This is a genomic window from Nocardia cyriacigeorgica, assembly GCF_010858045.1.
Taxonomy (GTDB): domain Bacteria; phylum Actinomycetota; class Actinomycetes; order Mycobacteriales; family Mycobacteriaceae; genus Nocardia; species Nocardia cyriacigeorgica_E.
In genome coordinates this window covers 1-325 of sequence record NZ_JAAGVC010000227.1, presented here as the reverse complement: position 1 = coordinate 325, position 325 = coordinate 1, and the positions used below count along the sequence as shown (strand labels likewise).

Sequence of the window (325 nt, the reverse complement as noted above, 5' to 3'; positions counted from 1 at the left end):
AATATCGCCCGCGTACTGCTCAGCTATCCGGAGGCAGCGCGACTGTTTGCCGAGCTGTTCGCGGCCAGGTTCGATCCCGACGCTCACTCCGCCGAACGGGCCGCCGAGCTCGAAGCGGAGGTACGCGGCCGGATCGATCAAGTGGTGAGCCTGGACGCAGACCGCATCCTGCGTGCGATCCTCGGTCTGATCGCGGCAACGCTGCGCACGAACTACTACGTCACCGACACCGACGGGCTCGCGCGTGACTACATCTCGATGAAGGTCGAGCCGCGCGAGATCGCCGAATTGCCCAAGCCACGGCCACAATTCGAGATCTTCGTGT

At 64.0% G+C, this 325-nt stretch carries 1 protein-coding gene; it reads left to right on the top strand.

Features of this window, described 5'->3' with window-relative positions; all coding sequences use genetic code 11:
- Positions 1 to 325, top strand: a 325-nt coding sequence (locus GV790_RS29480; protein WP_163818086.1) for an NAD-glutamate dehydrogenase domain-containing protein, incomplete at both ends; no start/stop codon positions are given.